Source organism: Streptomyces sp. MnatMP-M17, assembly GCF_900091995.1.
GTDB lineage: Bacteria > Actinomycetota > Actinomycetes > Streptomycetales > Streptomycetaceae > Streptomyces.
This window is the reverse complement of sequence record NZ_FMDK01000411.1, coordinates 1-1,457: the sequence shown is the minus strand read 5'-3', so window position 1 is coordinate 1,457 and position 1,457 is coordinate 1. Positions and strand designations below refer to the sequence as shown.

1 protein-coding gene is annotated in these 1,457 nt (G+C 69.1%); it reads right to left on the bottom strand.

Going from position 1 to position 1,457, the window contains the following annotated elements:
- Positions 1-143 precede the first annotated feature (143 nt).
- Positions 144-1,394 carry an IS701 family transposase gene (locus GA0115259_RS19015; RefSeq protein WP_237540203.1) on the bottom strand — a complete coding sequence of 417 codons (1,251 nt, stop codon included), beginning with the start codon at positions 1,392-1,394 and terminating at the stop codon, positions 144-146.
- Positions 1,395-1,457 lie beyond the last annotated feature (63 nt).

The following is a 1,457-nucleotide window of genomic DNA, read 5'->3' as shown; positions in this document are numbered from 1 at the left end:
TTCGATCGTGCGGGGGCGGTCTCACGGAGACCGCCCCTCGATCGTGCGACAACGCCGCAGATAGTGACAGCGGCGGGCGACTGCTTGACGTCGGCGGCGCCAGTTCGACCAGCTCAGCGCGTGGTGTCGTCCCCGGTGTCCGCTCAGGTGCGGGGGCCGGGCACGACAAGCTGCCAGGAGTCGCCGAACCTCCGCCACTGTGAGCCCGATGACCCCGGGTGTCTCACCTGTTCCGCCCCCTTTTCCCAGGGCTGGTGTGCCGTAGCGGCCAGGAAGGCGTGCGCGAGCATGGCCAGAGTGATGTGCCGATACCAGCCCACGTAGCGGCGGACCTCGTACTGATCCAGGCCGCACTCGTTCTTCGCGGCCTGGAAACACTCCTCGATCGCCCAGCGCGCCCCGGCGACCCGCACCAGCTCCTGGACGGTGACCTGAAGGGGCGCGTAGGCGAGGTAGTAGGCGATCTCGTCGGGCTTGCTGATGCTGCGCCGGGCCAGTGCCCACCGCATCCGGTGAGGGACCTCGCCCTGACAGTCGAACTCGGCGACGGCCGGCAGCCGCACCGCTGCCCAGTGATAGACGCGGGGCCCCTTCGCACCGTCGCCGCAGGAGATCTTCTCCCATGCCACGGCGGGGGCCTGCGCGAACAGGCCCTCGATCCGTGAACAGCCCACGCTGAACTGGGACTTGGGCACGGCCAGCACGTAGCCGGCACCCGATTGTTCCAGCAGCCGGCGGAATCGGTTGTCCTGGCCGTAGGCGGAATCCGCGGTGACCCAGGCAATGGGCAGCGGCGAGGCGAGAGCCCGCAGCACCATGTGCCGGGCCAGTTCGCCTTTGGTGGCGAACTCCCGCTCGTCGGGGACCCTTGCGGTGCGGCAGCGTTCCCGGTCCTCGGTCCAGGACTTCGGGAGGTAGAGCTCGCGGTCGACCAGAGCCCTGCCGCGGGTGGTGGCGTAGGCGGCGAAGACGCCGATCTGGCAGTTCTCGGTCCGGCCGGCGGTTCCGGAGTACTGGCGCTGGACCCCGGCGGAGGTGGTGCCCTTCTTGATGAACCCGGTGTCGTCGATGATCAGGACACCGTCGGCCTCGCCCAGCTTGCCAGCGACGTATTCCTGCAGGTCGTCGCGGATGTCATCGGGTTCCCACTTCGATCCGGCGAGGAGGTGCTGCAGGCCGTCAGGGGTGGAGTGGCCGGCCTGTTCGGCCAGCTGCCAGCTGTTCTTGCGGGCTACAGGGGCGAGCAGCCCGCGCACGTAGTCCCGCATCCGGCGGCGGAGCTCGACCCGGCCGAAGCGGTGCCCGATGGTCAGGAAGAGGTCATCCAGTTCGAGGTCCCATTGCGCGGCGGCAGACTCGGTGATCACCCTCGGAGGCTGCCCCGCTGCTGTCATTACCTGCGGCGTTGTCGCACGATCGAGGGGCGGTCTCCGTGAGACCGCCCCCGCACGATCGAA